The sequence below is a fragment of the Comamonas sp. B21-038 genome (genome assembly GCF_022387135.1).
Lineage (GTDB): Bacteria > Pseudomonadota > Gammaproteobacteria > Burkholderiales > Burkholderiaceae_C > Comamonas > Comamonas sediminis.
The window spans coordinates 952,838-973,986 of the sequence record NZ_CP092462.1 but is presented as its reverse complement, the minus strand read 5'-3'; the positions used below and the strand labels follow the sequence as shown (position 1 = coordinate 973,986).

Annotated in this window: 19 protein-coding genes and 1 tRNA gene; 11 read left to right on the top strand and 9 right to left on the bottom strand. The window is 63.8% G+C overall.

The annotated features are described in order from the left end of the window. Positions 1 to 26 precede the first annotated feature (26 nt). Complete coding sequence (locus tag MJ205_RS04430) at positions 27 to 947, top strand: sulfurtransferase (protein ID WP_239811360.1); 921 nt, start codon at positions 27 to 29, stop codon at positions 945 to 947. Between the two features lie 69 nt (positions 948 to 1,016). On the opposite strand, the gene MJ205_RS04425 is transcribed toward MJ205_RS04430, so the two are convergent. From MJ205_RS04425 to ppc, 3 genes are all read right to left on the bottom strand, one after another. Next, positions 1,017 to 2,960 carry a trypsin-like peptidase domain-containing protein gene (locus MJ205_RS04425; protein WP_239811359.1) on the bottom strand — a complete coding sequence of 648 codons (1,944 nt, stop codon included), beginning with the start codon at positions 2,958 to 2,960 and terminating at the stop codon, positions 1,017 to 1,019. 127 nt (positions 2,961 to 3,087) lie between these two features. After that, entirely contained in the window at positions 3,088 to 3,420 is a 333-nt protein-coding gene (locus MJ205_RS04420; protein ID WP_133858066.1) for an SMR family transporter, read from the bottom strand. A 160-nt stretch (positions 3,421 to 3,580) separates the two neighbouring features. After that, positions 3,581 to 6,466 (bottom strand): phosphoenolpyruvate carboxylase, encoded by a 2,886-nt coding sequence (ppc, locus tag MJ205_RS04415; protein ID WP_446715055.1) that lies wholly within the window; start codon positions 6,464 to 6,466, stop codon positions 3,581 to 3,583. A gap of 169 nt (positions 6,467 to 6,635) precedes the next feature. On the opposite strand from ppc, the gene hemC reads away from it, so the two are divergent. The 9 genes from hemC to galU all read left to right on the top strand — a co-directional run bounded on the left by hemC (position 6,636) and on the right by galU (position 17,057). Beyond that, positions 6,636 to 7,556: a hydroxymethylbilane synthase gene (gene hemC / locus MJ205_RS04410; protein ID WP_239811358.1), complete on the top strand. Its 921-nt coding sequence runs from the start codon at positions 6,636 to 6,638 to the stop codon at positions 7,554 to 7,556. Positions 7,557 to 7,574: 18 nt separating this feature from the next. After that, positions 7,575 to 8,411, top strand: a complete 837-nt coding sequence (locus tag MJ205_RS04405) for a uroporphyrinogen-III synthase (protein WP_239811357.1) — start codon at positions 7,575 to 7,577, stop codon at positions 8,409 to 8,411. Continuing rightward, complete coding sequence (locus MJ205_RS04400) at positions 8,408 to 9,553, top strand: uroporphyrinogen-III C-methyltransferase (RefSeq protein ID WP_239811356.1); 1,146 nt, start codon at positions 8,408 to 8,410, stop codon at positions 9,551 to 9,553. Before MJ205_RS04405 ends, MJ205_RS04400 begins: the two co-directional genes overlap by 4 nt. Before the next feature lie 3 nt (positions 9,554 to 9,556). After that, the gene (locus MJ205_RS04395; protein ID WP_239811355.1) at positions 9,557 to 10,864 is read left to right on the top strand and encodes a heme biosynthesis HemY N-terminal domain-containing protein; all 1,308 of its coding nucleotides are present in this window, start codon (positions 9,557 to 9,559) and stop codon (positions 10,862 to 10,864) included. Between the two features lie 274 nt (positions 10,865 to 11,138). Next, entirely contained in the window at positions 11,139 to 11,702 is a 564-nt protein-coding gene (locus tag MJ205_RS04390; RefSeq protein WP_239811354.1) for a cytochrome b, read from the top strand. Positions 11,703 to 11,734: 32 nt separating this feature from the next. Further along, positions 11,735 to 12,310: a YceI family protein gene (locus MJ205_RS04385; protein WP_239811353.1), complete on the top strand. Its 576-nt coding sequence runs from the start codon at positions 11,735 to 11,737 to the stop codon at positions 12,308 to 12,310. Positions 12,311 to 12,356: 46 nt separating this feature from the next. Beyond that, positions 12,357 to 12,932: a YceI family protein gene (locus MJ205_RS04380; protein WP_239811352.1), complete on the top strand. Its 576-nt coding sequence runs from the start codon at positions 12,357 to 12,359 to the stop codon at positions 12,930 to 12,932. Positions 12,933 to 13,157: 225 nt separating this feature from the next. Then, positions 13,158 to 16,061, top strand: a complete 2,904-nt coding sequence (locus MJ205_RS04375) for a valine--tRNA ligase (RefSeq protein WP_239811351.1) — start codon at positions 13,158 to 13,160, stop codon at positions 16,059 to 16,061. Between the two features lie 108 nt (positions 16,062 to 16,169). Further along, a complete protein-coding gene (gene galU / locus MJ205_RS04370; RefSeq protein ID WP_230771474.1) occupies positions 16,170 to 17,057 on the top strand; it encodes a UTP--glucose-1-phosphate uridylyltransferase GalU in 888 nt (295 codons plus the stop codon). 73 nt (positions 17,058 to 17,130) lie between these two features. Here galU and MJ205_RS04365 read toward each other — a convergent pair whose 3' ends face one another. The 3 genes from MJ205_RS04365 to cysM are packed head-to-tail and all read right to left on the bottom strand — an operon-like array spanning position 17,131 to position 18,963. Then, positions 17,131 to 17,358: a sulfurtransferase TusA family protein gene (locus tag MJ205_RS04365; protein WP_027010629.1), complete on the bottom strand. Its 228-nt coding sequence runs from the start codon at positions 17,356 to 17,358 to the stop codon at positions 17,131 to 17,133. Between the two features lie 28 nt (positions 17,359 to 17,386). Continuing rightward, positions 17,387 to 18,013, bottom strand: a complete 627-nt coding sequence (locus tag MJ205_RS04360) for an NUDIX hydrolase (RefSeq protein ID WP_239811350.1) — start codon at positions 18,011 to 18,013, stop codon at positions 17,387 to 17,389. Between the two features lie 38 nt (positions 18,014 to 18,051). Then, positions 18,052 to 18,963, bottom strand: coding sequence for a cysteine synthase CysM (gene cysM, locus MJ205_RS04355; protein WP_239811349.1), 912 nt, complete (start codon positions 18,961 to 18,963; stop codon positions 18,052 to 18,054). Between the two features lie 37 nt (positions 18,964 to 19,000). Between cysM and MJ205_RS04350 the strand changes: the two genes are divergently transcribed. Continuing rightward, positions 19,001 to 19,085 (top strand) — tRNA-Leu (locus MJ205_RS04350). A 315-nt stretch (positions 19,086 to 19,400) separates the two neighbouring features. On the opposite strand, the gene MJ205_RS04345 is transcribed toward MJ205_RS04350, so the two are convergent. From MJ205_RS04345 to MJ205_RS04335, 3 genes are read right to left on the bottom strand one after another with little or no spacing between them, the layout of a single operon-like run. After that, positions 19,401 to 19,940 carry a hypothetical protein gene (locus MJ205_RS04345; protein ID WP_239811348.1) on the bottom strand — a complete coding sequence of 180 codons (540 nt, stop codon included), beginning with the start codon at positions 19,938 to 19,940 and terminating at the stop codon, positions 19,401 to 19,403. Further along, a complete protein-coding gene (locus MJ205_RS04340) occupies positions 19,937 to 20,569 on the bottom strand; it encodes a lysozyme (RefSeq protein ID WP_239811347.1) in 633 nt (210 codons plus the stop codon). The genes MJ205_RS04345 and MJ205_RS04340 overlap by 4 nt, the downstream gene beginning before the upstream one ends. After that, complete coding sequence (locus MJ205_RS04335; protein WP_239811346.1) at positions 20,566 to 20,904, bottom strand: hypothetical protein; 339 nt, start codon at positions 20,902 to 20,904, stop codon at positions 20,566 to 20,568. Before MJ205_RS04335 ends, MJ205_RS04340 begins: the two co-directional genes overlap by 4 nt. Positions 20,905 to 21,149 lie beyond the last annotated feature (245 nt).

Sequence of the window (21,149 nt, the reverse complement as noted above, 5' to 3'; positions counted from 1 at the left end):
TGCAAGATTCTTCCTGGAGCTCTGCCATGGCCACCACCCCCCTTACCGCTGCCTACACCACCCTGATCACGGTCACCCAGTTGCAGGCGCTGCAGCAGTCCAGCCCGCAGCAGGTGATGGTGTTTGACTGCAGCTTTGACCTGACCAAGCCAACCGCTGGCGCCGAGCAGTTTGCCCAGGCCCATATTGCGGGCGCCGTCTACGCCAATCTCGACAAGGACCTGAGCGCCCCGCATGGCGCCCTGAGCCACGGCCAAAGCATTGCGGCCACCGACCTGGGCCCGCCAGCCTCCGGCGGCCGCCATCCGCTGCCCAGCCGGGAGCGCTTTGCGGTGTGGCTGTCGCAGGTCGGCTTTCGCAACGACATGCAGGCGGTCGTCTACGACCGCAATGGCGTGAACTATGCTGGCCGCCTGTGGTGGATGCTCAAATGGGCCGGCCACGATGCCGTGGCCGTGCTCGACGGCGGCCTGCAGGCCTGGCAGGCGGCGGGTGGTGCGGTGGAGGCGGGCGAGCCTGCCAGCCATTTTCAAAGCAATTTTGAACTGCGCCCGGCGCTGCGCACGCTCAAGACTGCCAGCGAGGTGCAGCAGGCGCTGGGCGCACAGCAGACTGTGATCGATGCGCGTGCGCCGGCGCGTTACCGCGGGGAAGTCGAACCGCTGGACCCGGTGGCCGGCCACATTCCTGGCGCGCTCAACCGCCCGTTCACAACAAACATCGGACCTGACGGCCGCTTCAAACCTGCTGCCGAACTGCGCGCCGAGTTCGAGGCACTGCTGGCCGGGCACGATCCGCAGACGGTGGTGCACCAGTGCGGCAGCGGGGTCAGCGCATTGCCCAATTTGATGGCGATGGAGATTGCCGGCTACGCGCCGACGGCGCTGTTCGCCGGCAGCTGGAGCGAATGGTGCAGCGACCCATCGCGCCCCGTCGAGCGAGGCTGATGAATCGCTGCTGATTCCCAGCCTTGACCACCCTCCAGCCGGCGGTCAGGCGCGGTCGGTGCAGCCGCCTTACTGGCTGCCCCAGACGTAGTAGGCCACGCCCTCGAACCTGAACTGTGGATAGGTCCGCTCCACAAAATCACGCTCTGCGCTATTGGTGGTGTAGAAGTGCGCACCGGTGAGGATATTGTTGAAACGGTACATGGGCACCGAGCCCTCTCCCGCTGCCTGGCGCGCATACCAGGCCTCCCCTTCTGCATTGAACTGCGGATAGTTCGCGATCACAAACGCCCGCTCGTCGGCGTTGATGGTATAGAAGTGCGAGCCCGAGAGGGTGTTGTAGAAGCGGTAGACCGCCTGTGGCGCTGCAGCCGTCTGCGTGGACGCATAGAAGCCGATATTTTCATACTGGAAGCTCGGGGCACCTTGGATCAAGGCGTCACGCTCCTGCGCGTTGGCAGTGAAGAAGTGCGTGCCATTTTGCGTGTTGTAGAAGCGGTAAACCGGAATGCGGCCCGATGCGGGAGGGGTGGTCGCGCCACCACCGGCATCCACCAGCCACTTGCGCAAGGCAGGCATCACGCTGTTCAGACTGGGGTAGAAGCTGTAGGCACCGGCACCATTGGCGCGGCAGCTCGCTTCCGATGCGCCGGTCAACACACCGGTCACGGCGCCGTTGTTGAACAGCGGCGAGCCGCTGCTGCCCTGCTGGGTCAGGCCCATGGACCAGGGCACATAGTAGTAGTTGCCGGAATTGGGCGCAGAGGTGCAGAACACACTCTTGCCATCGAGGTGGCAGTCATAGCGCGAGGACATGACCCCCATGCTGATTTTCTGCAAGCCGCCATCGGGGTGGTGCACACCGACCACAGGCGTGTTGTTCGGCACGATGCTGCTGTCCCAGCCCAGGAACACGGCGCCAGCCGGCGGTGTGTCATGGAGCTTGAGCAAGGTGACATCCGGGTTGGCGCTGCTGTAGAGCAGCTGGGCCCCATTGCGCAGGTTCACGCTGCTCGGGGAGAGGCTGTTGCTGGAGCAGCGGGTGGAGGTATAGAACCAGTCAGTCTCCAGCGCCGATGCCAGCGTCTGGGTCGACATGCAGTGCGCCGCCGTCAGGAAATACGGCGTCCTCGAGCTCTGGGCGTCATTGAGCAGGCTGCCGGTGCACAGCCCATAGTAGTAGCTGCCATCGGCCATGCGTTCGGTCACATAGGCCATGCGGGCCACGCCTTTGCGCTCCAGCTGCAGCTGGGGATAGCAGTTCACATCCAGATGGCAATCCACCGGATTGCCCAGCGGCAGGGACTTGGCGTCCTGCTGTGCAGCATCCACCTCATCCGTGCCCAGCGGCAGCGACAGGTTCTCGTAGATGTGCATGACCTGCGGCAGCGACACCTTGAGCTGCGCTGGCGAGGTGCCTGGAGGCAACTCGATCTCCAGGGTGACTTGCTCGCCGGAGCTGCTGGGTGTCCACCAGGTGCGGCCTGCTTCGCTGTGGTCACCCGCGTCCAGGTTGGCCTGTAGGATTTGCATGACGCGCTGGCCCGCGATCTCGAAAACCGCCGAAGGCTGGTGGTCGGTATAGAGGCGCAGCATCGCGCTGCCAGGCAACTGCTCCACCACCAGGCCCAGGCGCATGCCCTGGGCACCGCCAGAGCGCACGCTCAAGGCCGCCACGGCGCCGCCGTTGGCCGATGTGCGCCATTGCAGCAGCTGCGCCGTCTGCGTGGCCGACTGGGCTTGCGGCACGGTGCGCGAGGCCCCCATGATCCGCACAGGTAACTCAGGGGTGGATTTCAGGCCTGCCCACTCACCCAGGTCAATCGCAACGGGCTGGATGGCCAGACCGGCCTCCATGCTCTTGGTACGTACGAACTCCTGCGGCACACCCGCTGGCTGCTCCAGCGCCGGCACCTTGAAGACCTGATCGGTCGGGCCCGGCGAACCCGCCGCAGCAGCCAATCCCGCCATCGCGCCGCAGCTGACCAGACTGGCCACGCTTATTTTTGCCATCCGCCCCATGCCGGTACCCCTTCAGTGCTATCGATACAAAACCAAGCATTCTAAGATTTATTTTAGAAATCGCTAATGAAGTTTGCGAGTCAATAGCTGCGACCAGCGTATCCATGGACAACAAGCATCAATGCCCTGCCGACTTCGAGAACAGATTGATCACCAGCACCCCGGCAATGATCAAGCCCATGCCCGCCATCGCTCCGGCATCGAGCTTTTGCCCATGCAAGGCCCAGGCGATCAGCGAGATCGCCACAATCCCCACGCCCGACCAGATCGCATAGGCAATGCCGGTGGGCACCGTCTTCAAGGTCTGCGCCAGCAGGTAGAACGACAGCACATAGCCAATGCCGCAAATCAGGCTGGGCACCAGGCGGGTAAAGCCCTCGGACGACTTCATCGCGGTGGTGGCCATCACTTCCAGCGCAATGGCCCCACCCAGGTAGACATAGGCATTCATCACGATTCCTTTTTCGTTTCTCTTTCTGGTGGGCAGCTGCGCTGCAAAGGCAGACAAGCCAGCCGCCCCGTCAAAATAACAAAGGCCCCGGCGTGGCGCCAGGGCCTCGTCACGCTGGGGCAGACGCTTGCCAATGGCAAGGTGCCCCGCCCGGATCACCTCAACCGGTATTGCGCAGCGCAGCCGCGATTCCATTGATGGAGATATGGATACCGGTCTTCACCCGCTCATTGTCCTCGCCATTGCGCCAGCGGCGGATCAGCTCGACCTGCAGGTGGTGCAGAGGATCGATGTAGGGAAAGCGGTGGCGGATCGAGCGCTCGAGCGCCGGGTTGTTGGCCAGGCGGTTGGCCTCCCCGGTGATCAGCGCCAGCGCTTCGGCGGTGCTCTTCCATTCGGCCTCGATGGCCTGGAACACGCGCTTGCGCAAACGCGTATCTGCCACCAGTTCGCTGTAGCGCAGCGCCAGCGCCATATCGCTCTTGGCCAGCACCATGTCCATGTTGGACAGCAGGGTGCGGAAGAAGGGCCACTGCCGGTACATCTTCTGCAGCAAGGCCCATTGCAGCTTGGCGGTCTTGCCCTCCTGGTTGACAAAGGCCTGCACGGCCGAGCCAAAGCCATACCAGCCCGGCAAGGTCAGGCGGCACTGGCCCCAGCTGAAGCCCCAGGGAATGGCGCGCAAATCCTCGATGCGCTGGCTGGCCTTGCGCGATGCAGGGCGCGAGCCGATATTGAGCTCGGCAATCTCGCGGATCGGCGTGGAGCTGAAGAAATAGCTCTCGAAGCCCTTGGTGCCGTACACCAGATCGCGGTAGGCAGCCATGCTGGCGGCCGACAGATCAGCGGCCGCATCCAGAAATGCCTGGCTGGCAGGCTTGGTGGGCTGCAGCAACGTGGCCTCCAACGTGGCGGCCACGAGCGTCTCCAGATTGCGCCGGCCGATCTCGGGGTTGGCGTACTTGGAGGCAATCACCTCGCCCTGCTCGGTCAGGCGGATCTGGCCGCGCACGGTGCCTGGCGGCTGGGCCAGGATCGCCTGGTAGCTGGGGCCGCCGCCACGCCCGACGGTACCGCCCCGGCCATGGAACAGGCGCAGCTGCACCGGGTTGGGCTGGCTCAGCTCGTCAAACAGCGCCACCAGCGCCAGCTCGGCCTGGTACAGCTCCCAGTTGCTGGTGAAGATGCCGCCATCCTTGTTGCTGTCGCTGTAGCCCAGCATGATGTCCTGCTCGGCACCACTGCGCTGGATCAGCGCGGCGATATGGGGCAGCGCATAGTACTCGCGCATGATGGTAGCCGCATGGCGCAGGTCGTCGATGGTCTCGAACAGCGGACTCACGATCAAGGTCGCGCGCGACTGGCCATCGTTGATGCGGCCACTCAGCAAGCCCACCTCTTTTTGCAGCAGCAGCACCTCAAGCAGGTCGCTGACCGACTCGGTGTGGCTGATGATGTAGTGCCGGATGGCGTCCTGGCCGTAGAGCTGCACCGACAGGCGTGCACGCTCGAAGATCGCCATTTCGCTGAGGCAGCGCTCGCTGTAGCTGGCACCCACCACGCGCAGCGGGCGGGCATCGCTGAGCAACTGCAGCAGCAGCTCGCGCTTGGCTGTCTCGTTCAGCTGGCTGTAATCGGCCTGCAGCCCGGCCGTAGCCAGCAGCTCGCTGATCACGGCCTCGTGCTGGTCCGAGCTTTGGCGCAGATCGACCGTCGCCAGGTGGAAGCCGAACACCTGCACCGCACGGATCAGCGGTGACAGCCGCTGCTCGGCCAGTGCGCGGCCATGGTTGTCGCGCAGCGAGTCTTCGATGACGCGCAGATCGGCCAGGAACTCCTCGCTCGCCAGATAGGGGTTTTGCGGCGCCACCGCATGGCGTGCGGCCTCTCCGCCGCTGAGGTTCTTCAAGGTCGCGGCCAGGCGCGCATAGACGCCGATCAGCGCGCGGCGGTAGGGCTCGTCCTCGCGGTGCTGGCTGGTATCGGGGGAGCGTGACGCCAGCGCCTGCAACGCGGCGGTGGTGCCAGCCAGGCGCTGGGACATCGACAGCTCACCGCCCAGGTAGTGCACCTCGGTCAGGTAGTGGCGCAGCACCAGGTCGGACTGGCGGCGCAGCGCCTCCTGCAGGCTCTTGGCGGTGACATTCGGGTTGCCATCGCGGTCGCCACCAATCCACTGGCCCATGCGCAAGAAGGTGGCCAGGTCGCGCTCGCCCAGCTCGCGCTCCAGCGCGGCGTAGAGCTTGGGGATCTCGGTCAGGAACGTGGCCTGGTAGTAGCTCAGCGCGTTGTCGATCTCGTCCTCGACCGTCAGCTTGGAGTAGCGCAGCAGCCGCGTCTGCCACAGCTGGGTGACCTGCGCGCTCAGTTGCAGCTCGTTGTCGGCCAGCTGGCGCGGCGTCAACGTATCCTTGCTGCTGTTGAAGAGCTGGGCGCGCTGGGCAATATCGTCGCGCTCCACCAGCAACGCGGCAATCGCACGCTCGGCATCCAGAATGCTCTTGCGCTGCACCTCGGTCGGGTGGGCGGTGAGTACGGGCGAGATCAGGCTGTGCGCCAGTGTCTGTGATACCGCCTTGACGGGAATGCCCGCCCAGCGCAGGCGCGCCAGCGCCACCTCGATGCTGCCTTCTTGCGTGTTACCGGCGCGCTCATGGATCTCGCGCCGGCGGATGTGGTGGCGGTCTTCGGCCAGGTTGGCCAGGTGCGAGAAATAGGTGAACGCGCGGATCACGCTGACCGTCTGGTCGCCTGACAGGCCTTTGAGCAGCGATTTGAGCGATTTCTCCGCATCCTGGTCGTCATTTCGGCGGTAGGCCACCGACAGCTGGCGCACCTGCTCGATCAGATCGAAGGCGGCCTGGCCCTCCTGCTCACGGATGACATCGCCCAGAATCCGGCCCAAAAGCCGGATGTCGTCCATCAAGGGCTGGTCCTTGTCGGCGCGGCGGGTGACGGCCTGGGTGGCGGCAGTGCTGCCCGCCTTGGTTTTGCGCGCCGGGGGCTTGGCGACTGCAGGGGTGTCTTTTTTGCTGGCAGTGGTCATGGGCGAAGAAGCAAAGGGCTGAAAGATCCACGCCGCCCCAAAGTCGCACTGCGCCAAAGAGCGGCGCTGCACATGCTAGCATCAGCCGCCTGTTGTGAACCGCTTGTTGACCACGTATCGTGCCCGCCGCCTGTAAAGCGCAGACCGGCCAGGCGTGGCGCCCCATCCCATGAGCTCCTTGTCCCTGACCATCGCCACCCGCGAAAGCCAGCTTGCCCTGTGGCAGGCTGAACATGTGCAACATATCCTGCAACGCCTGGGCCACCAGGTCGGCCTGCTGGGGATGACCACCCTGGGCGACCAGATTCTGGACCGCACCCTGTCCAAGGTCGGCGGCAAGGGCCTGTTCGTCAAGGAGCTGGAGACGGCGCTGGAGACCGGCCGCGCCGATCTGGCCGTGCACTCGCTCAAGGATGTGCCGATGGAGCTGCCCCCGGGTTTTGCGCTGGCCGCCGTGCTCAAACGCGAAGACCCGCGTGATGCCTGGGTCTCCAACCACTACGCCAGCCTGCAGGATCTGCCCCAGGGTGCGGTCGTCGGCACCTCCAGCCTGCGCCGCCAGGTGCTGCTGCGCGCGCTGCGGCCTGACCTCGATGTCCAGCCGCTGCGCGGCAACGTCAACACCCGCTTGCGCAAGCTCGACGAAGGCCAGTACGACGGTATCGTGTTGGCGGCGGCCGGCCTCAAGCGCCTGGCGCTGGATGGACGCATCCGCCATGCTTTTGGCACCGACACCATGCTGCCGGCCGCCGGCCAGGGCGCGCTGGGCATTGAGGTGCGCAGCGACCGGCAGGATCTGCTGGACCTGTTTGCCGGTCTGGCCGACCAGGCCACCTGGCAGACGGTGACGGCCGAGCGCGCCGTCAGCCGCTGCATGGGCGGCAGCTGCTCCATGCCGCTGGCGGCACACGGCGAATGGCAAGGCGAACAGCTGTGGCTGCGCGCCGCCTGGGGGGATGAAATCAACCCGAATGCGCCGCTGGTGTCTGCCCAGGCCAGCGCCGCCGTGACGGACCTGGCCAGCGCCGATGCACTGGGCCAGCATGTGGCGTCCCTGCTGCAGCAAGCAGGTGCGCAGGTGCGCCGCTGAGCGCCGGTCCCGATTGCCATGGGTCAGCCGCAGCGCCGCATCATCATCACCCGCCCGCAGCCTGAAGCGGACGGTTGGGTGGCCCAGCTGCGCCAGCGCGGATGGGCGGCCGAGGCGCTGCCGCTGATCGACATTGCTGCGGCCGACAGTCCGGCCCACCAGGCAGCCCGCATGGATGCGCGTCAGCACTGGGCACGCTATGGCGCGCTGATGCTGGTCAGCACCAATGCAGCCCGTTTTTTTCTGGATCCGGCGCTGGTGCAGGCGCTGGCCGGGCAGCCGCGCAGCGCCTCCGCTACCCGGCTGTGGTGCCCCGGGCCCGGTACGGCACGCGCAGCCCAGGCACTGGGCATTCCCAGCGCGCTGATCGACCAGCCAGCGACCGATGCGCCGCAGTTCGACTCTGAATCGCTATGGGCCGAGGTGGGGCCCCAAGCCACCGCGATGGCGGCATCGGGCCGGCGCGTGCTGGTGGTGCGGGGTGCCAGTGCGGGCACTGCCATCGACCAACTGGTCACCGGCTCGGGCCGCGAATGGCTGGCCCGCCAATTGCAGAAGGCCGGTATCGGCGTGGATTTTGTCGGCGTGTACCAGCGCCAGGCGCCCGCGTGGACAGCGGCACAGCTGGCACTGGCCACCCAGGCGTTGGCCGATGGCAGCATCTGGCTGTTCAGCAGTTCCGAGGCAGTGATGCATTTACGCAACAGATTCGGCGTTGCCGCTCTGGCACCTGCCCAGGCGCTCGCCACCCATGCACGCATCGCCCAAGCCACCCGCGCGGCAGGATTTGTCCACATTCAGCAGTGCAGGCCTTCGTTGGAAGACGTGGTGGCGTCGTTAGAATCTGCGCTATGACGCTGCCCGAGCACGCACTGAACCCCACGCCTTCCCCAACGACCCCCGCCCCCAGCCCGGTCAGCCCTGCTGGTAGCCGCCTGCCGCAAGCCTGGGTCTGGACGTCCGTGGCCCTGGGCGTTGCTGCAGCGATAGCGATCATCAGTGCGGCCATGCTCTGGCAACGGCTCAACAATATCCAGCAGCAGCTGGCACTGCAAAGCGCCGACTCACGCTCCCAGGCGGTGGAAGCCCGCACCCTGGCCCGCCAGGCTGATGACGTCTCACGCGATACCGCCTCACGCATGTCGGTGATGGAAGCGCGTGTCGGCGAAGTCGCGCTGCAGCGCGGCCAGCTGGAAGAGCTGGTGCAAAGCCTCTCGCGCAACCGCGATGACACGATGGTCGGCGACATCGAAAGTGCCGTGCGCTTTGCGATGCAGCAAAGCCAATTGAGCGGCAGCCCCGACCCGCTCGTCAGCGCGCTGAAGATCGCCCAGCAACGCGTGAGCGTCTCCGCACAACCAAGGCTGGCCCCGTTGCAGCGCGCCATTGCCCGTGACCTGGACCGCATCGCCACCAGCAAATCGCTCGACACCGCCGGTCTGCTGGCCCGCATGGATGATGTGCTGCGCCAGATCGATGATTTACCGCTGCAAAACGATGTGCTGGATAAGAACGCGCGCCGTTCCGCACCTGCCCGGGGCCGGACGGGCCAGCCAGCGCCCGCCGCAGCCGCGACGGCCTCTGCCAGCGCCAATGCGACCGCGGACGATCCCGCCGCGCCTAGCTGGTGGCTTTCTGCGCTGTCCACCGCATGGGGCGTGGTGCATGAGGAAGCCCGCAGCCTGGTGCGCGTGCGCCGCATCGACTACCCCGATGCCGTGCTGCTCTCGCCTACCCAGGCATTCTTTGTCCGCGAAAACCTCAAACTTCGCATCATGAATGCCCGCATGGCCTTGCTGGGCCGCCAAATGAATGCGTCGCGCAATGACCTGGCCGCTGCCGCCGATGCAGTGCACAAGTATTTCGATGTCTCGTCGCGACGTGGCCAGCAGGCGGCCCAGCAGATCAACCAGCTCCAGCAGGCGATGCAGGATGTGGAAGTGCCCCGCGCCAATGACACCCTGGCGGCGCTGGCCACCGCTGCCGCAGGACGTTAAGCGATGAGAGCCGCAATTTGGTTGATCGGTTTGTTTGCCGTTGCAGTGGCGGCGGCGCTGTTTGCCGGCAGCAACCAGGGCAGCGTCACCCTGCACTGGCCCCCCTACCGCATAGACTTTTCGCTGAACCTGGTCGTTGTGCTGCTGCTGCTGGCCTTTGTACTGGTCTATGGCGCGCTGCGCGGCGTCAGCGCGATGTTCGAGCTGCCGCGCCAGGCCAAGCGCTGGCGCATCCAGCAGAAGGAGCGGGCGATGCATGGCGCCGCGCTCGATGCCGTCACCCAGTTGCAGGCGGGCCGCTTTGTGCGGGCCCGCAAGGCCGCGCTGTCGGCGCTGGCCCAGGAGCAAGCCTTGCAGGACAGCGGCGCCGCGATCCCCAATGGCCTGCAACTGCGTGTGCTGGGCCATGTGCTGGCTGCCGAAAGCTCACACGCGTTGCAAGACCAGGCCCAGCGCGACCAGCACTGGGAGATGGCGATGCAGGAAGCCACCGCCCCCCGCGCCAGCCACTTGCCTGAGCTGGCCGAAGGCACCCAGCTGCGCGCCGCCCAGTGGGCGCTGGATGACCACAACGCCCACAGCGCGATCGAACAACTGGCGCGCCTGCCGCAGGGCGCAGCGCGCCGCACCCTGGCATTGCGCCTCAAGCTCAAGGCCGCGCGCCAGCTGCGCCAAGCCTTGACCGCGCTGGACACCGCCCGGCTGCTGGCCAAGCACCGCGCTTTTTCTGCGGCTGCAGCGCAAAGCATCATCAAGGGCCTGGCTACCGAGCTGATCAACGACGCCCATGACCCCGAGCAGCTGATGCAGGCCTGGCGCAGCCTGGACACCGCCGAGCGCAATCTGCCTGAAGTTGGCATCCATGCGGCGCGGCGCCTGCAGCAACTGGGTGGCGACCCGCAGCAGATGCGCGAATGGCTGCTGCCCGCCTGGGAGCGTTACACCAACAGCAACAACGGCCTGCCCAGCCTGCAGGCCGAGCGTCTGGTGCGGGTGCTCGAAGACAGCATGGGTGCGCTCGAAGACAGCATGGGTGCGCTCGATGCCAGTTGGCTGGCCCGCATCGAAGCGGCCCAGCAGCGCCGCCCGCACGATGCGTATCTGCAGTACCTGGCCGGATGCGCCTGCCTGCAGCGCCAGCTCTGGGGCAAGGCGCAGCAATGGCTGCAGCAGGCAGCGCCTTCGCTGCAGGAGGAGTCGCTGCGCCGCCGCGCCTGGCAGCATCTGGCCCGGCAGGCCGAATACCGCGGCGATGCGGCGGCCGCCGCCCAGGCCTGGAAGCAGGCGGCACTAGCGGGCGAGCAAAGCTGAGGCACCGACCCTGCCGGGGCCGGTTTGCGCCGGCCGATGTACAAGGCGATACAAACTACCCGGTCTTAACTGTTGTAAGGACCGCGTTGAGAACTGCCTGTTTTAGCCTGCTCAGCATATGCTTATGAGGATTGGTTCTGGAACCATCCAGGGCAAGGTCGATCAATTCAATTAATTTGAACTTCGCCATCAATCGGGCTGAACTTCTACCGGTTGATCCGCTCCTACACTCGCTTCAAACAATTCCGCTGCATCCTTCGCTGCAGCGTTTTTTATGGCTACCACGACCAATAACACCCGCTATACCGGCACCGCGATTGCACTGCACTGGATTCTGGCCCTGGCCCTGATTGGCATCTTTGCCTTTGGCCTGTACATGACCAGCCTGCCCTTCTCCCCCACCCGCCTCAAGTACTTCAACTGGCACAAATGGGCCGGCATGACGATCCTGATCCTGTCGGCTGTGCGCATTCTGTGGCGCTTTACCCACCGCCCACCGGCACTGCCCGAAGCGACCGCCCGCGCGATGCCCGCCTGGCAACATGTCGCCCACCACGGCGTTCACCACCTGATGTATGCGCTGTTCTTTGCCGTACCGCTGGTCGGCTGGATCTACAGTTCTGCAGCCGGCTTTCCGATCGTGCTGTTTGGGGTGATGCCGCTGCCGGACCTGGTGAGCAAGAGCCCGGAACTCGCCGAGACACTCAAGCCCTGGCATGCTTACCTGGCCTACACGTTGGCGGCGCTGGTGGTCATGCATGTGGCTGCGCTGCTCAAGCACCAGCTGATTGACCGAGACGGCCTGCTCTCCCGCATGCTGCCCGGCCGCGCTTCTTGATTCGTACCGTTTTTTTACTGGAGTCTGATCCGATGTCCAAGCTCTCCCCAACCGCCCTGTTCGCTGCCGCGCTGACTGCGGCTGCCTTTGCCGCCCCGGTGATGGCCCAGCAAGCGCTGGTGCCTGCGCAAAGCGCCGTGAATTTCGAAGCCAAGCAAATGGGTGTGCCGATCAAAGGCCACTTCCAGAAGTTTGATGCCAAGATTGCGTTCGACACCGCCAAGCCCGAAGCCAGCAAGATCCATTTCTCGGTCGATACCGGCAGCGCCACGATGGGCGTCAAGGAAACCGATGCCGAGCTGCCCAAGGCAGAATGGTTCAATGTCGCGAAGTTCCCGCAAGCGACCTTTGACTCCACTGCCGTCAAGGCACTGGGCGGCGGCAAGTACCAGGTCGATGGCAACCTGACGATCAAGGGCAACGTCCAGAAGGTCAGCCTGCCCGTGACGCTGACCCAGTCGGGCACGACCACGACGGCCGCCGGCACCTTGCCGCTGAAGCGCCTGACCTATGCCATCGGTGATGGCGACTGGAAGGACACCTCGATGGTGGCCGATGAAGTGCAGGTGCAGTTCAAGCTCGCGCTGACCGGTGTTGGCAAGCTCTAAGCTTTTTTGTGTTTCCCTGTTCCTTTACCCCTTTAGGAGAAATCTGATGCGCACATCCCTGTTGGCCCTGGCCGCTGCTTCCCTGTTTGCCGGTGCTGTGCACGCGGCTCCAGCCACCTACGCGATCGACCCTACGCACACTTTTGCGACCTTCGAAATCGACCACAACGGCGCCACCACCAACCGTGCACGCTTCGACAAAAAAGAAGGCACCCTGACCTTGGACCGCGAAGGCAAGACCGGCTCCGTCGATATCAGCATCGACATCGCCTCGGTCAACTCCGGCACGCCCGGCTTTGACAAGCACCTGCAAAGCAAGGACATCTTCAACGTGGCCGAGCATCCCAAGGCGCGTTTCCAGTCCACCAAGTTCGTGTTTGACGGCGACAAGCTGGCATCGGTGGAAGGCAACCTGACCCTGCTGGGCAAGACCCAGCCCATCACCTTCAAAGCGAGCAAGTTCAACTGCTACCCCAACAAGATGCTGCAAGACCGCGAAGTCTGCGGTGGCGATTTCGACACCACGTTTGACCGCACCGCCTTCGGTCTGGACTACGGTGTGAACTGGGGCGCTGCGAAGAATGTGCGCCTGGTGGTACAGATCGAAGCGGTGAAGCAGTAAGCACGACGCGCGCGCACCCCTGTGCGCCACCGCACAGACTGCCAGCAGCCGATGGACGGCGGCTGGCAGTTTTTTTATGGGCGCGCCAGAGGCGCGGGCGGCGGAGATCGGTGCGACAAGCCCTCGCAGGCCAGTCATCGCTGCAGCCGGGCTAAAATCAGCTTATTCATTCCAAGCTATTCAACGGCATCCCGATCTGTGGTGCCGTTTTCCATTGATCACACCATGAGCGACACCAACAGCCAACCGATTTCCCAACCAGGTCTCGATAGCCTGTCCAAGTCTTTTGAGCCTTCGGCCATCGAGGCCCAGTGGGGCCCGGAATGGGAAAAGCGCGGCTACGGCAACGCCGGCTATCGCGGCACCGGTGCGTCCAATGCAGAATCGGTGGCGGCACACCGGAACTTCTCGATCCAGCTGCCGCCCCCCAATGTGACCGGCACCTTGCACATGGGCCATGCGTTCAACCAGACGATCATGGATTCGCTGACCCGCTACCATCGCATGAAGGGCTACAACACGGCCTGGATTCCGGGCACCGACCACGCCGGTATCGCCACGCAGATCGTGGTGGAGCGCCAGCTGCAGGCCGCCGGCCAAAGCCGCTATGACCTGGGCCGCGAGAACTTTGTCGCCAAGGTCTGGGAGTGGAAGGAACAGTCGGGCAACACCATCACCACGCAGATGCGTCGCATGGGCGATACCGTGGACTGGAGCCGCGAGTACTTCACGATGGACGACAAGCTCTCCAAGGTGGTGACCGATACCTTCGTCAAGCTCTACCAGCAAGGCCTGATCTACCGAGGCAAACGCCTGGTGAACTGGGACCCGGTGCTGCAATCTGCGGTGTCCGACCTCGAAGTGGAAAACCAGGAAAAAGACGGTTCGCTCTGGCACATCGCCTACCCGCTGACCAGCGGTGAAGGCCAGCTGGTGGTGGCCACCACCCGCCCCGAGACCATGCTGGGCGACGTGGCCGTGATGGTGCACCCCGAAGACACGCGCTACCAGCACCTGATCGGCCAGACGGTGACCCTGCCGCTGGTGGGCCGCCAGATCCCGATCATTGCCGACGACTATGTGGACCGCGAGTTCGGCACCGGCGTGGTCAAGGTCACACCTGCGCATGACCAGAATGACTACCAGGTGGGCCAGCGCCACAAGCTGCCGATGATCGTGGTGCTGACCCTGGAGGCGAAGATCAACGACGAGGCGCCAGAAAAATACCGTGGCATGGACCGCTTTGTTGCGCGCAAGGCCATCGTAGCCGACCTCGAAGCCCAGGGCCTGCTGGTCGAGACCAAGAAGCACAAGCTGATGGTGCCCATCTGCGACCGTACCGGCCAGGTGATCGAGCCCATGCTGACGGACCAGTGGTTCATCGCGATGAGCAAAGTCAGCGACCAGGATCCCACAGGCAAGAGCATTGCACAAAAGGCCATCGATGCCGTGGCGTCGGGCCAGGTGCAGTTTGTGCCCGAGAACTGGGTCAACACCTACAACCAGTGGATGAACAACATCCAGGACTGGTGCATCTCGCGCCAGCTGTGGTGGGGACACCAGATTCCCGCCTGGTACGACGAGGAAGGCAACATCTATGTCGCCAAGAGCGAAGCCGAAGCCCAGGCCCAGGCGCCGGGCAAGACGCTGCGCCGCGATGCGGACGTGCTCGACACCTGGTACTCCTCGGCCATGGTGCCGTTCAGCACGATGGGCTGGCCCGACCAGACGGACGCCGCCGATGACAACTACAACCTGTACCTGCCCTCGTCGGTGCTCGTGACCGGCTACGACATCATCTTCTTCTGGGTTGCCCGGATGATCATGATGACCACGCACTTCACCGGCCGCGTGCCGTTCACACATGTCTACATGCACGGCCTGGTGCGCGATGCGCTGGGCAAGAAGATGTCCAAGTCCGAAGGCAATGTGCTGGACCCTGTCGATCTGATTGACGGTATTGCACTGGAGCCACTGCTGGACAAGCGCACCGTGGGCCTGCGCAAGCCGGAGACCGCGCCGCAGGTGCGCAAGAACACGCAAAAGGAATTCCCCGAAGGCATTCCTGCCTATGGCGCCGATGCGCTGCGCTTTACCTTTGCCGCGCTGGCATCGCTGGGCCGCTCGATCAACTTTGACAGCAAGCGCTGCGAAGGCTACCGCAATTTCTGCAACAAGCTGTGGAACGCCTCGCGCTTTGTGCTGATGAACTGCGAAGGCCATGACTGCGGCCTGCTCGAGCACAGCAAGGACCAATGCGCCGCTGGCGACTACCTGCAGTTCAGCCAGCCGGACCGCTGGATCGTCTCGCAGCTGCAAAAGGCCGAGGCCGACGTGGCCAAGGGCTTTGCCGAGTTCCGCCTGGACAACGTGGCCAACACGATCTATGACTTCGTCTGGAACGAGTTCTGCGACTGGTACCTGGAAATCGCCAAGGTACAGATCCAGACTGGCAACGAAGCCCAGCAACGCGGCACGCGCCGTACCCTGATCCGCACCCTGGAAACCATTCTGCGCTTGGCCCACCCGATCATCCCGTTCGTGACCGAGGCACTGTGGCAAAAGGTCGCCCCGGTGGCCGGCCGCGAAGGCGCATCGATTGCGATTGCCGCCTATCCCCAAGCCCAGCCTGAAAAGATCGACAACGAGGCCATCGCCTATGTCGAACGCATCAAGCAGATGGTGGACGCCTGCCGTGCGCTGCGCGGTGAAATGGCTGTCTCGCCTGCCCAGCGCCTGCCTTTGCTGACGGTGGCCGGCACTGCCGATGGCGCTGCCTTCCTGCGCGCCAACGCCGACGTGCTCAAGAACCTGGCCAAGCTGAGCGAAGTCAAGGTGTTTGACGACGAGGCCACCTGGGCGGCAGAAGCCCAGCATGCACCGGTATCGGTGGTGGGCGATGCACGCCTCGCACTGTTTGTCGAAGTGGATGTGGAAGCCGAGAAGCTGCGCCTGGGCAAGGAGATCAAGCGCCTGGAAGGCGAGATCACCAAGGCCAACGCCAAGCTGTCCAACGAGGCTTTCTGCGCCAAGGCACCGGCTGCCGTGCTGGACCAGGAGAAAAAGCGCGTGGCAGACTTTGGCGCTTCGCTGGGCAAGCTGCAAGAGCAGCTCCAGCGCCTGGGCTGAAACGGCCGGGGCCGTGCAAAAATCAGCACATAATGCCCCTTGGCCCTGCACACAAAGGCGCAGCTTGCTGCGCCTTTGTCACATCCAAGTCCTGGAACCCAAGTATTTATGACTACACCGACCCGTGTCCGCAAAGCAGTTTTCCCAGTCGCTGGCCTGGGCACCCGTTTTTTGCCAGCCACCAAGGCATCTCCCAAGGAGATGCTGCCCGTGGTGGACAAGCCACTGATCCAGTACGCGGTGGAAGAGGCCTACGAGGCCGGCATCCGGGACATGATCTTTGTCACCGGCCGCAGCAAGCGCGCGATCGAAGACCACTTCGACACCGCCTACGAGCTGGAAAACGAGTTGGAAAACGCCGGCAAGCAGGCCATGCTGGACTTGGTGCGCAGCGTCAGCCCCGATGACATGAACTGCCTGTTTGTGCGCCAGCCGCGTTCCCTGGGCCTGGGCCATGCGGTGCTGTGCGCCGAGCCGCTGGTAGGCAACGAGCCTTTTGCCGTGCTGCTGGCCGATGACCTGATGACTGGCGCGCCAGGCGGCCCGGGCGTGATGGCCCAGATGACGGCTGCGTTCTCCAAACAAGGCCGCTCGCTGCTGGCCGTGCAAGAGGTGCCGCTGGAACATACCAAGCGATACGGCATCGTCAAGGGCGAGCCTGCCGGCGGCCCGCTGATGCGCATTGACGAGATCGTCGAAAAGCCCGCTCCGGAAAAAGCCCCGTCGCGCATGGGCGTGGCCGGGCGCTATGTACTGACCCCCGGCATCTTCGACGAGATCCGCAACCAGCCCAAGGGAGTGGGTGGCGAGATCCAGTTGACCGACGCCATCGAGCGCCTGATGCACAGCGAGACGGTGTACGCCTATCGCTACAGCGGCAAACGCTATGACTGCGGCAGTAAGGAAGGCTTCCTGCAGGCGACCGTGGAGCTGGCGCTGCAGCACCCTGATGTGGGCGATGATTTCCGAGCCTTTCTGAAAGAGCTGCAGATCTGAGTCTGCGCGGAACCTCACGCACTAAAAAGGCCTGCTGATGCAGGCCTGTGTTTGGGAATGCGCGAGCGCCAGGCTAGCGGCGGCGCAGAATATGGATGAACTCCTCACCCACGGTCTGCTGCTCCACCAGCTCATTGCCGGTCTGCTTGGCAAAGGCCTGGAAATCCCGGATCGAGCCGGTATCGGTCGCCACCACCTTGAGCAGTTGCCCGCTCTGCATCGTGGCCAAGGCTTTCTTGGCCTTCAAAATCGGCAGCGGGCAGTTCAGCCCGCGCGTATCCACTTCCTGGTCAATATCCATCGTGCTCATTCGTTGTTGATCGCCAGACTCAGTCCAGGCGGGGTGCCACCACAAAGCGGGCATCCTCTTCCCAGTAGTTCACCGGCCATTTGGCGGGATCGGGATCCGGGTTGGGATTGTTGGGGCGGAAGGCGCCAAAACGCACCGGCTCGCCCTTGCTCTTGACCCACTCAGCCATTGCATAGCCGGTGCCCGACGGCCAGCACAGCACGTCCTGCGCGGTCTTCCACTGGTACTCCACGAGTTCGGGCGACAGGCGCACGTCCTCTGGCCGACCTGCCACGCGCACATGGTAGGCAATCAGCACCTGGTTCATGCGCAAAAACTCCCAGCAGCCAATTAGGCGCAGGGCCTTGGTCTGCAAACCGGTTTCCTCGAGCACCTCCCGCGCAATGCCGGCCTCGGGCGATTCACCCGCCTCCATAAAGCCGGTGATCAGGCCAAACATGCCCGGCTGCCACATGGCGTTGCGCGCCAGCAGCACCTGGCCCTGGTCATTCTCGACGACGGCAGCCAGTACCGGCGTGGGGTTGCCCCAGTGGGTCCAGCCGCAAGCGGGGCAACGCAGCCGGCTGACCTCTCCGCTGTCCTCGGTCATCACTTTCCATTGCAGCGCCGTGGCGCAGTTCACGCAAAATTTCGTTTCGTATTGCATAAGGCTTTCGTGCCGGCACTCGCCGATCGGCGTGCGCGTTAGGCGGGAAATACGCCAGTGGACAGATAACGGTCCCCCCGGTCGCAGACGACGAACACAATGGTAGCGTTGCGTTCACGGCGCGCAATTTCCTGAGCGACATGGCAGGCGCCTGCAGCGGAAATGCCGGCAAAAATGCCTTCTTCGCAGGCGAGGCTGCGGGCCATGTCCTCGGCATCGTTCTGGGTTACGTACACCATCTCATCGACCGCGCTGGGGTCATAGATCTTGGGGAGGTACTCTTCAGGCCACTTGCGGATACCCGGGATGCGCGAGCCCTCGGTCGGCTGGGCACCGATGATGCGCACCGCCGGGTTCTTTTCCTTCAGGTAGCGGGACACACCCGTGATCGTGCCAGTCGTGCCCATCGCACTGACGAAATGGGTGATCTGGCCACCCGTCTGCTCCCAGATCTCGGGGCCGGTGGTCTCATAATGGGCGCGCGGGTTGTCCGGGTTGGCGAACTGGTCCAGCACAATGCCCTTGCCTTCGGCCACCATCTTGTCGGCCAGATCGCGCGCATATTCCATGCCACCACTCTTGGGCGTCAGGATCAACTGCGCGCCATAGGCCTTCATCGTCTGTGCACGCTCGATGGACAGGTCCTCGGGCATGATCAGCACCATGCGGTAGCCCTTGATGGCGGCAGCCATCGCCAATGCAATACCGGTGTTGCCCGAGGTGGCCTCGATCAAGGTATCACCAGGCTTGATCTCGCCACGCTCCTGGGCGCGCTGGATCATCGACACCGCCGGCCGGTCCTTGACCGAACCGGCCGGGTTGTTGCCCTCGAGCTTGCCCAGCACTACATTGCCATTGGCCTCGTTGTAGTCAGCACCAATGCGCTGCAGGGCCACCAGGGGGGTCTTGCCGATCGCATCTTCAATCGTTGGGTATTTCTTGGAGCTCATTATTTGTGCCATAATTGCGAGCTGCGATACAGACACAGCCCGGGTGGTGAAATTGGTAGACGCAGGGGACTCAAAATCCCCCGCCGCAAGGCGTGCCGGTTCGATTCCGGCCCCGGGCACCACACTCAAAGCCGTTAAGTTTAAACAACTTAGCGGCTTTTTCTTTGTCTGGTGTGGAGTGCTGCATGGCTAGGCGTTCGCGGTTGAAACAGGTTGCGCTTGTATAAAAACTATAGCAGCCGACATTCTAACCAGAGGGCAAGCCCCTTGTTACGTTGGTGTTGGGGGGTGCGGTGAGCGGCAGCCTTGACACGGCACCAACGGAACCCACTCCTCCCCCTCCGAATCAGTGGGGTCATCGATCTTTGCGCCCCCTCAACGCAAAAAAGAGCCTCCCCGGCAGCCGATGGCGCCAGAGAGGCTTTTTGCATGGGGGATCAAGGGGCAGCGCAGGCTTTGTCGGTATCGTCGCCTTCCAGCCGGCGCTCCGTATTGACCTGGCTGCACAGTGCAGCTACTTCTGCATCACGTCGCCTAAGATGGCCTCCGAGTTCTGCGACCACGCCGAGGCCTTGTGCAAGCTGTCGGTCGAGGGCTGCCGCTTTATCTGCAAGATCGCTGCGGGCAGCGGCGTCGGCCTGGGCTTGCGCACGATAAGTGGCGGCTCGGCTGTCGGTGTCGCGGTGCAGGCGCTCAGCGCGGGCAAGCTCAGCGCGCACATCCACATCAATGCCAGTCTTGAAGGCTGCCAGCTGGTCGGCGTTGTAAATCGTATCTTGGGCATGTTTGCGCTCCAGTTGGACGGTATGGGCCTCGTCTTTGCGTGCAGCCTCGGCCCGCGCCGCCAGCGCTCGCATATGGTCTGCACGCAGCTCGGCAACGCGGGCGCTTGTCTGCCAGCCTTTGGCGATCCAGCCCGTCGAAAAGGCCAGCGCGGCCATGATGGCCGCCAGCAACAGCTTGATCTGCAAGGTCATAAGCCCTCCTCGCAGATCTCGCCGTTGGCATTGCCGCGGCTTTGCAGGCCAGGCAGCACTACCGACACGCCATGGACCGTGCCGCGGCTCCAGCGCAGGTTTTCTCGGCAGGCACCGGCCACATCACCGGCATTGGCCTTGCGCAGCAAGGTCGATCCCGCCAACGCGGCCTCGCCCTTGTTGTGGATGAAGTCGATAAACACCGCTTGCTGCAGCACCGTGTACCGGTCCCAAAAACGAAAAAGCCGCTTTGCAGCGGCTTCTGATGCCAGGTAGCGGCTTTTTTCCAGTCCATAGCAGTCCACCGGTGAGTAATAGCGCCCGGCCACCACATCGGGCCCGGTGAGGCCATTGCAGACCGTCAGCGGCGCCCCCTTGCCCAGCCGGTCCACATACGGCCTGCCGATATGGCGGTAACTGCTTTCGTAAAAGCTGCCCATGACCAGAGCGATCTTGGCGGCATCCGAGGTGCCCGTGTCGGCCGCCACGGCCTGGATATAGGGGTTTTGCGCAGCCATCGTCTGGGCGGCCACTAGGTCGCGCTCAGCCACCACATAGCTGCCACCACCGGCCAGCAGCACACCCAAGGCCATCAAGCCGGTGCGCAGCGCATGGGGCACCCGGCTCATGGCTCCATCCTTGGTGTGTCACTCAGGTGCTGGAAGTCGTCGAGGGTCATGGTCACCAAGGGCTTGCGCGGCGCCAACCACCCCCAGCGCTCGAAAGCCGGGCGCCAGAGCTTTTTCCAGAACCACTCACAGATCAACAGCGAGGTGTAGAGCGCCGCCACGATCGAGGCGATCGCGCCCCAGGGTATTGCATTGACCCAGTGCCAGGTCTGGGCACTGGTGTTGACAGTGGCGGCCTGAACCAGCTTGTCCGCCATGTCCGTTTGTGCTGCGGTGGCCAACGTGACCGCACTGGTCGCCTTGGCCATCGGCATGCTGATGTCTGTGCTTTGCATCAGGCCTCCTAGAAATAAAAAGACCCGCCGAAGCGGGTAACGAATAGCTGATAACCCCTAGCTTTATACAAACGGAAGGATTCTTGTAGGGACGCAAAGTGATACTCAGTCTCGGACATTCATTGACTGCAAAGCTTGTGCGATGCTCGACCTAGAGCGCAGGGTCGCTGGCCACAGAAGACGCAAGGCAAACCGATGTTTTCCAAGCTTATCCACAATACTCAAGGCACCTAAGAAGGTTCGAT